The following is an 8,985-nucleotide window of genomic DNA, read 5'->3' as shown; positions in this document are numbered from 1 at the left end:
CCGTCGGCCGTCGCGCCGGCGGCCTGGGTGTTCCGCGCGGGCCGCGACTGACCGGCACGCTCACGGACCTCGGCGGGGCTGACTGCGCGCTGCGGGGTCGTCCGCGGCGCCGCGGGCAGGGGCGCGGTCGAGGGCAGCCCGGACAGCACGGCGGTGGCCGTCGCGTTGCTCAGGCCGGATCCGTCCGGCCACTGCGAGTTGACCGACGAGTTCACCGAACGCACCGGCTCCGAGCGACGCGCACCCGACGACACCCCCGACGCCTCGGACGCACCGGATGCGGCGGTCACACCGGCTCCGGCGGCCGGCGTGGCCTGGTCGGACGCGCCGGCCGCGCAGCGTTCGCACTGATCGGCCTGTGCGGACACCACTGCACCGCACGTCGTGCATTGGCGCCGATCTGCTGCTTGCATCAAACTTCCCCCCGTAACGACGACAGGTCGCGCCCAGAACGCCGGCGTGACCCGGCTGGCATTCTAGTGCTCTTTCCTGATCGCTACTCCCAGGCAAATACCAGCTGATACGCATGGTCCTCCCCGCGCGTGCTCGAGCGTCAGCGAGCAGGCTGTCGACGGGTCGACGGGTCGACGGCTCAGGTCAGGGGGTCGCCGGGCGCGCGGATCCTCCCGGTGCGCAGGTCACGGGCCACCCCCGACAGCCGCGGCGGCGGTCGCATGCCGCGCCGCAGCATCGCGTCGGTGACGAGCACCTGCCAGGAGTGATGCAGGTGCCGCCCGCCCACCCACTCGAGCGCGGCCGGAAACTGCCGCCCGAGGGGCCGCACGAGCATCCGGCCGACCCACACGCCGAGCAGGGTCCAGGCTGCGGCGAGGAACGCGGCGCCCAGCACGCTGACGCCGGCGCTCGACGTGACCTGCGCGATCGGCTCGGAGTCGCGCAGGAACGAGGTGGAGTCGGTCTCCGCCCGCAGCTGGACGGAGCCGGAGCTCAGCCACGCCAGCAGGCCCCACAGCAGGGCGGCGGCGACGGCCGGCTGCCAGTACCGGGTGCGCAGGTCCCGGGCCGCCGGGGCCCGCAGCGCCGCCCGCAGGCCCACCCAGGCGGCGATGAGCACGCTGAGCACGACACACCCCAGCACGTAGCGCGCCATGACCGTGCCGTCGAAGATGCCGAAGCGCTCGTACTGCCACTCCCCGCCGGTGCCGCTGACCGAGGTCGAGATGCTCGCCCCCATGAGCATGACTCCGCCGGCGAACAGGCCGGTCGGCACGGTCAGCAGCGCGGTCACGAGCCAGTTCACCGCGGCGCGGGCCGCCTCCGCCGGCTGCTCCCGGATCCACCGCGTGCTGAGGTTCAACCCGCCGTCGCGCAGCACGGAGACGATGGAGTACAGGATCAGCAGGATCGTCGCGACCGTGATGGCCGCGACGAGGAGGTCGAGGCCGGCCCGCACATCACGCTGCCAGCCGCGCGGGAGTCCGGCGGCACCGCGGGCGCGCGACGCGAACCCCCAGAAGGCGGCCGGTCCGACGATGAGGATGCTCATCAGCAGGGCCACGAACGCGTGGATCGACAGGTTCACGTCGACCTGCGGCACGAGCCGACCGCCGAGCGCGACGGCGAGCACGGCGACGACGGCCCCGAACGTCGCGGCCATGGCCACGGCCCGCAGCACCCGATCGCGGATGGTCGCGCTGGGCGCCGCCCCGTTCGCCGCCCGCGCGATCGAGCGTGCCGCGAGCACGAGCAGAACGGTGAGCAGCAGCGGCATGGCGGTGACGGCGGCGGTCGTGTCGACCGAGTCCCCGAGGATGTCGCCGATGTCGATGCCGAACGGCATGGCGTCCGCCAACCACGACGTGTTCAGTTCACCGGTGACCCCCGCGGGCGCGCGCAGCGCGAGCGCGAGCAGGAAGATCCCGCCGCGCGCCCACAGCAGCGGCATGACGCCGTTGAGGTTGAGGAGGCTGAGCACCGCCATGACCGCGGTGGCGATCGCCCACGCGGCCACGGCCAGGAGGGCGCCGTCGCGCGCCGCGCGCGCCAGATGCTCCCTGGGCAGGAGCCCGCTGCGGGAGGCGGTGCCGAACCGCGGCCGGGGACGGCCCCCGGTCACGGCGTACGAGTCGTCCCGGGTGGCGCCGGGGGGTGTCGGTCGGCGCGCGTCCGGCTCGGAGAACGGCCACTCGGGATACGACCGGCTCCCCCGCCCGCCGTCGGTGTCCGCTGCGTGCGATGCCCCGGACGTGTCCGACCCGAATCCTCCGACGCCGCGGGGCCCCTCGGGCCCGTCGGACCCGTCGGGCCGGACCTGATGGTCGGTGTGGCCGACGCGGTCGATGGGTTCGGTGTGGTCGGCGCGGTCGGCGCGGTCGGCGCGGTCGGCGCGGTCGGTGTGGTCGGTGTGGTCGGTGTGGTCGGTGTGGTCGGGGCGGATCGGAGCGGCCGGCTCCGCGCGAGCGACCGGCTCCCGGACGAGTGCGCCCCGGGGTCCGCGCTCGGTCGGCGGCAGCGGCCGCGCGCGCAGCGTCAGTTCCGCCACGGGGACCTCCTCGACGCCGTCCCCCGAGTCACCCGAGCCACCCGAGCCACCGGAGCCGGTGAAGTCGCCCGCACCGCGCGCGGCACCCGAGCCGGCGGTGGTGATGATCGTGGCCCCGGCGGAATCGCCTTGCGCGCGAATGACCTCGGTGACGTACCCAGGGGAGTCGTCCGGCGCGGGGTCGGGCCGCGCCGAGCGCTCGTGCGGCTCGGGCGGCTCGTGCGACTCGGACGGCTGGCGCGGCTGGGGCGGCACAGCGGTCACCGGCTGTCCGCAGGAGGCGCAGAATCGGGCGTCGGCTGGCAGACGTTGGCCACAGGCGGCGCAGAAGGACATGGCTTTCCCCTCTGGAGTGACGACGGCCGACCGCGACGCGCTCGGGGCGCGGCCGTGGGAGGGGACGTCGAACACCTGCCCCGCATCGGGGCTTCGCCGCCCTATCGGCACGGGTCGGCCGCCGCACAGGCACCCGGGTGAACTCGTGACGTCGACAACAGCCCGCGAGTTGATCGCTCGTCTCAGTCAGGCGTCACACGGACCGATGGGAACGGTGATTCCTACGTCGGTACTGGAGACCTGATGCTGTGTGAACACTGTGGCAATCGCCTCGAGGGGCCCTATTGCGGCCGGTGCGGCGCGGCGGCGCCGTCGACGCCCGGGAGGACGGGCGAGACGTCCGACCCCCGCGAGCCGACGCACCTCGCGTCGTACCGCGCGGACGCCGCGGGCCGGTCGCCGGGGAGCAGCGGCGGCTACCCGCCCTACGGTTACTCGTCGCATCCCGGGTATCCCGAGTATCCCGAGGGATATCCCGACAGCTATTCGTCGATGCCCCCGGCCTACCCGGCTCCCGGCCAGTCGAGCGGCGGCATGCGCAAGGCGATCCTCGCGCTGGCCGCCGCCGTGGTGATCGCGGCCGTGATGCTGGCGGTCAGCCGCCCGTGGCAGTCGCAGGAGTCGAGCGAGGAGGCGCAGGCGAATCCCACGGTGACCGTCACCTCGTCGGCGGCACCGGCCGCCGCCCAGCAGTCCGCCGCCCAGCAGTCCGGGGGCCAGCAGGCCGCACCGGCTCCCGCGGCGAGCGCGCAAGCTCCGGCACCGGCGCGCTCTGCGGCCCCCGCGCCGGCTCAGCCGCAGTCGGCCGCGCAGCGCTACCGCATGTACCACCAGGGCTCGGGTATCGGGGGGCCCTTCGACAAGGTCGCGACCCTGCACAGCACGACCTCCCGGCCGTTCATGGTCGACGTCGCGACGGCCTACCGCGACAGCGGTGCCGCCGGCGGCTCGGTCGTGCTGCAGGACATCTACAGCGTGGCCGCCGGCCGCCACGTGACGATGTCGTGTTCCCCGCAGGGCGACGCCACCGTGCTGTGCACCGGCGGCCGCAACGCCCGGGTGCTGCTGTACAACTGAGTGTCCCGTTCACACCGGGCGGGCGCACCGCACACAGCGCGCCCGCTGCCTCGTCGGTGAACTCGACCTGAACGGGCCGGTCGGAACGCGCCCGGTCCGCCGGGTGGAAACGTCAATCCCACACTGCGGAGCTAGGATCGACGCCCGTGAGCCTGAAGCTGTCTGTCATCGGAGCGGGATACCTGGGGGCGGTGCACGCGGCGTGCATGGCCGAGTTGGGGCACGAGGTCGTGGCGATCGACACCGACCCCGCCAAGGTCGACGCGTTCGCGCAGGGGCGCCCGAGCATGCACGAGCCGGGCCTGGAGGAGCTCCTCGCGCGGACCCTGCCGACCGGGCGGCTGACGTTCACGACCGACTACGCGCTGGCCGCCGACGCCGACGTGCACTTCATCTGCGTGGGCACCCCGCAGCGCCAGGGCGAGAACGCCGCCGACACCACCTACGTGTTCGCCTCCGTCGATTCGCTCGCCCCGCACCTGACCCGGGACTGCCTCGTCGTCGGCAAGTCGACGGTGCCGGTCGGCACGGCGTTCCAGCTGCGCTCCCGCCTGCGCCAGGCCGCCCCCGCCGGCTCCGACGTGCGGCTGGCGTGGAACCCCGAGTTCCTGCGCGAGGGGTTCGCCATCGAAGACACCCTGACGCCGAACCGGTTCGTCTACGGCGTCGACGGCCCCGACTCCCAGCGCGACGTCGATCTGCTCGACGAGGTGTACCGCACGCCGCTGGAGTCGGGCATCCCCCGCCTGGTCGTCGACTACTCGACCGCCGAACTCGTCAAGATCAGCGCGAACGCGTTCCTGGCCACGAAGATCAGCTTCATCAACGCGATGAGCGAGGTGTGCGAGGCCGCGGGCGGCGACGTCGTGCGCCTCGCCGAGGCGATCGGGCTCGACGACCGCATCGGCCCGAAGTTCCTCAAGGCCGGAGTCGGGTTCGGAGGCGGCTGCCTGCCCAAGGACATTCGCGCGTTCATGGCCCGCGCCGGCGAGCTCGGCGCCGACCAGGCGCTGACGTTCCTGCGCGAGGTCGACTCGATCAACATGCGCCGGCGCGCCCGGATGGTCGACCTGGCCCGTCAACAGTGCGGCGGCACGCTGCGCACGCGGCGGGTCGCGGTGCTCGGTGCCGCGTTCAAGCCGCACAGCGACGACATCCGCGACTCCCCCGCCCTCGACGTCGCCCGCGCCATTCAGCAGGACTTCGCGACGGTCGTCGTGCACGACCCCAAGGCGATGGACAACGCCCGCCGCGTCGCGCCCGAGCTGCTGTACGCCGACACCCCGCAGGAGGCGGTCAAGGGGGCGCACGTCGTGCTGCACCTGACCGAGTGGCCCGAGTACCGCGAACTCGACCCGGCGCAGCTGCGTGACCTCGTCGAGCGCCCGATGATCGTCGACGGCCGCAACGCTTTGGACCCCGCCCGCTGGCAGGCCGCCGGCTGGGTCTACCGCGCCCTCGGCCGCCCCTTCATCTGACCCAGCGCCCCCAACGCCTAGACCCACCTCCCTGAGAACTGCGTGTCGTGGTCAGGACTGCTGTTCGTGCCGCAGTCCTCACCGCGACACGCAGTTCTCAGGGTCGTTCGGTGCCGGCTCGTTCGGGCGGGGTCAGCGGCGGGCGCCGACGCGGCGTAGCCGCAGCCCCGTGGCGATCGTCGTGAGCAGCATGAACGCGCCGAGCATGCCGATGGCCTTCCACCAGGCGGAGGCGGTGTGCTCCCACAGCTCGTCGCGCACGACCCGCGGCACGCCGAGCGCCTCGACGGTCGACGCCCCGGCCGCGTAACCCCACCGGCTCGGCGCCAGCCACGACAGTTGCTCGAGCACGGCCTGGTCGGCCACCGGGATCAGTCCGCCGCACAGCACGAGCTGCGCCATGATCGCCACGACGAGCAGCGGCATGACCTGCTCGGACGTCGAGACCGTCGCGGAGATCAGCAGCCCGAGGCACGCGCTGGCGAACGTCGTCGCCGCGACCGCCACGTACAGCTCGGCCACCGGGTGCCCGAGCGCCACGTCACCCGCCGGCGCCTCGGTGAACACCATGACGACCCCCAGGAGCACCGCCGACTGCACGAGCGCGAGCCCGAGGTACACCCCGAGTTTGGCCGTCAGGTACGCGCTCGCCGAGAGACCGACTCCTCGCTCCCGGGCGTAGATCGGCCGCTCCGCCACGAGATCCCGGGCGCTGGAGGCGAGCCCCATGAAGGCCGCGCCGACGATGAGCACGACGAGCAACTGCAGCTTCTCAGTGGGCCGGTCGGTGCCCGGCGGCCCGAACCCGGCGCTGCCGGGCACCGCGAGCACGAGCAACGCGAGCACGAGCGGCAGCGCGGCGGTGAACGCGGCGTACGACCGGTCCGCGGCGAGCACCCGCAGATGCCGGGCCGCGAGCGTGGCGACCTGGGTGTGGATCGGTTGCTGCCGCAGCGGCGCGGCCGGCGGGCCCGGCCGGGGCGGGTGCAGTTCTTCCCCGGCGACGCCCCCGCCGTATCGGCGAAACCGATCGGTGGCCGCGTCCGGGCGGGCGCTGACCTGTGTGAACACGTCGGAGTAGTCGCCGAGGCCGAAATGGCCGAGGAGGTTCTCCGGCGGCCCGAAGTACGCCACGGTGCCGCCCGGAGCCAGCAGCAGCATCCGGTCGCACAGGCCGAGGTTGGCGACGTTATGGGTGACGACGACGACCGTTCGGCCGCCGTCGGCGAGGGTGCGCAGGGTCGTCATCACCGACTTGTCGAGGCCGGGGTCGAGCCCGGAGGTGGGTTCGTCGAGGAAGAGCAGCGAGGGCTCGGTGAGCAGTTCGAGGGCCACGCTCGTGCGTTTGCGCTGCCCGCCGCTGAGCCGGTCGATGCGGGTGTCGATGTGCGCGCTGAGTTCGAGTTCGGCGACGACCTGCCCGATCCGGGCGCGTCGGGCGCGCACGTCGAGGTCGGCGGGAAACCGCAGGCGCGAGGCGTATTCGAGGGCCTGCCGCACGCTGAGCTGGGGGTGCACCACGTCGTCCTGGGGTACGAGCCCGATGCGTTGCCGCAGCTCGTGGTAGTTGGCGTACAGGTCGCGCCCATCGAACCCGACCTGCCCGCTGCTCGCCTTGCGCGCCCCGGTCAGGGCGCCGAGCAGCGTCGACTTACCGGCTCCGGACGGCCCGATGACCGCCATGAGGCTCGCGGTCGGCAGCGCGAAGTCGACCCCGCCGAGGAGCTGCTTGCCGTCGCGCAGCACGACCCGCAGGTCGCGGGCCACGAGGCTGACCTCGCGGTGCTGACGTGTCATGATCAGCTCGCCGCCGACCGCCCGGAACTGGCGGCGGCCGATCGTCAGCAGATCGTTGGCTCCGCACAGCGCCGCGCTGATCGGTCTCCCGTTGAGATACGTGCCGTTGAGGCTGCCGAGATCCTCGATCCAGAAGCCGTCACCGCGCCGGGTGGCGCGCGCGTGATACCGGGAGGCCTGCAGGTCGTCGATCGTCAGCGTGTTGTCCGCGGCCCGGCCGATCGTCACGCACCCGTGGATGTCCGTCGGCACGACCCGTGGCGGCGCGTCCGGACCCCGCGCCCCGCCGCCGCCGGAGTCGGGCCAGGACAGCGGCGCCTGCCCCGCGCCACTCTCGACGGCCCGGCTGCGCTGTCCGCGTCCCCGCCTCCGCTGGCCCCGGCCCCGGACCCGGCTCCGGTCAGGGTGAGCCGCGGGGCCCGCGGATCCGGGCCGAGCGCGATGACGCTACCGTCACCGACATCGGCGCTGGTCACGCGCCTGCCGTCGACGTACGTTCCGTTCACCGAGCCCAGATCGCTGACCACCCACCCGCCGGGCCCCGTCGCGACCAGCTGCGCGTGCCGCCGCGACACCTCCGGGTCGTCGATGCGGATGTCGGCGTCGGCCGAGCGTCCGATGACGACCTGCGCGCCGGCGGCCAGGCTCCAGCGTCGCCCCTCGCCGCTGATCGTCAACGCGGCCTCGTCGCGGATGTCGTGCTGCTTCATGCGGCGTCCGTTTCCCCCCGCCGTGCCGGTCGTCGAACGCCCGTTGTGAAGCCCTTGCCGCCCGCCACGAGATGTCGATGTGGTGCATGAGACCGATCGGCGCCGCACCGGCGTCACCTGAGCCAGGTGAGCCGGCCACCGATGGGACACACCACTGAGTTCGCCGGCTTGAGCGGCGCACGCGGGGTCAGCGGGTCGGCAGCCACGTCTCGAGGGCGGTCACGAGCGCCCGGGCCTGCGTGCGCACGAACGCGGGATCGGTGAGCAGCTGCGCATCACTCGGGTGATGCAAGTTGCCGGCCTCGAGCATGACGGCCGGCACCCGCGAGAGGTTGAGTCCGGCGATGTCGTCGCGCGGGGTGATCGCGGTGCCCCCACCGAGGTAGGTCGAGCGCGGCATGCCGGTGCCCTCGAACGTCGCGACGACAGCCTTCGCCAGCCGCTCGGAGGCGGCCTCGATCGCCGGGCCGCCCACCATCGTCGTCGACCGGATGACGTGGAAGCCGCGGGCGGAGGCCGAGTCGCTGCCGTCGGCGTGCACCGAGACCACGGCGTCGGCGCGGGCGCGGTTGCCGACGGCCGCGCGGTCGTTGACGCACGGCCCGGCGCCGTCGTCGGTCTCACGGGTGAACACGACCCGCGCACCCGCGGCCCGCAGTTGCTGGCCGAGCTCGGTCGCGAGCCGGAAGTTCACCGTGTGCTCCGACACGCCGCCGGGAATCGCCGTGCCCGACGTGTTGCACGCCTTCATCCGCCCGTTACCCGCGGGCACCTGCCGGTTGTTGAACGCCGCGGACGCGCCCCCGTTGTGGCCGGGATCGATGACGATCGTGGCGTCGCCGAGCGACGTGGGAGCCGCGCGGGACGACGCCGACGGACTCCCGGTGCCGGCGGCCGTCGTCGGGGAGGCGACGTAGGTGGGCACCGCCGTCGCCGCGTTCGTGCCGTCGGAGGCGCGCACGGGCGCGCGGGCCGTCGCGCCCCCGCCCGACGAGGTGGGCCCCGCCTGGCCCGAATCGGCCGTCGCGACACCGTCCGTGGCGGTCGAGGACGTCGGCCCGGAGGGTCCGCAGCCGCCGACGGC

The 8,985-nt window shown here is 73.6% G+C and carries 7 protein-coding genes; 2 read left to right on the top strand and 5 right to left on the bottom strand.

What is annotated here, in order from left to right; genetic code table 11:
- Together PINTE_RS24025 and PINTE_RS18910 are read right to left on the bottom strand one after the other, a co-directional pair.
- A partial coding sequence (locus tag PINTE_RS24025; RefSeq protein WP_217996642.1) for a hypothetical protein occupies positions 1–368 on the bottom strand: 368 nt, incomplete at its 3' end.
- A gap of 224 nt (positions 369–592) precedes the next feature.
- Positions 593–2,767 carry a hypothetical protein gene (locus PINTE_RS18910; RefSeq protein ID WP_068433827.1) on the bottom strand — a complete coding sequence of 725 codons (2,175 nt, stop codon included), beginning with the start codon at positions 2,765–2,767 and terminating at the stop codon, positions 593–595.
- Between the two features lie 564 nt (positions 2,768–3,331).
- Here PINTE_RS18910 and PINTE_RS18905 point away from each other — a divergent pair.
- Both PINTE_RS18905 and PINTE_RS18900 read left to right on the top strand, forming a co-directional pair.
- Positions 3,332–3,916 (top strand): hypothetical protein, encoded by a 585-nt coding sequence (locus tag PINTE_RS18905; protein ID WP_068433825.1) that lies wholly within the window; start codon positions 3,332–3,334, stop codon positions 3,914–3,916.
- Between the two features lie 152 nt (positions 3,917–4,068).
- A complete protein-coding gene (locus PINTE_RS18900; protein WP_217996644.1) occupies positions 4,069–5,394 on the top strand; it encodes a UDP-glucose dehydrogenase family protein in 1,326 nt (441 codons plus the stop codon).
- A gap of 132 nt (positions 5,395–5,526) precedes the next feature.
- Here the strand turns inward: PINTE_RS18900 and PINTE_RS18895 are convergent, their stop codons facing one another.
- From PINTE_RS18895 to PINTE_RS18885, 3 genes are all read right to left on the bottom strand, one after another.
- Entirely contained in the window at positions 5,527–7,443 is a 1,917-nt protein-coding gene (locus PINTE_RS18895; protein WP_245643058.1) for an ATP-binding cassette domain-containing protein, read from the bottom strand.
- The gene (locus PINTE_RS18890) at positions 7,416–7,901 is read right to left on the bottom strand and encodes an FHA domain-containing protein (RefSeq protein WP_068433821.1); all 486 of its coding nucleotides are present in this window, start codon (positions 7,899–7,901) and stop codon (positions 7,416–7,418) included. Before PINTE_RS18890 ends, PINTE_RS18895 begins: the two co-directional genes overlap by 28 nt.
- 187 nt (positions 7,902–8,088) lie before the next feature.
- On the bottom strand, positions 8,089–8,985 hold an 897-nt coding region (locus tag PINTE_RS18885), incomplete at its 5' end, for an N-acetylmuramoyl-L-alanine amidase (protein ID WP_068433820.1).

The sequence above is a fragment of the Piscicoccus intestinalis NBRC 104926 genome (assembly GCF_001515525.1).
In the GTDB taxonomy this organism is placed as follows: Bacteria; Actinomycetota; Actinomycetes; order Actinomycetales; family Dermatophilaceae; genus Kineosphaera; species Kineosphaera intestinalis.
Note: the sequence above shows the minus strand (reverse complement) of the source record. Positions and strands in the feature narration are given on the sequence as shown.

Bases quoted from the DNA above. Each gene is read 5' to 3' on its own strand.
- PINTE_RS18905 (WP_068433825.1), top strand. From the start codon at position 3,332: ATGCCCCCGGCCTACCCGGCTCCCGGCCAGTCGAGCGGCGGCATGCGC.
- PINTE_RS18890 (WP_068433821.1), bottom strand. From the start codon at position 7,901: ATGAAGCAGCACGACATCCGCGACGAGGCCGCGTTGACGATCAGCGGC.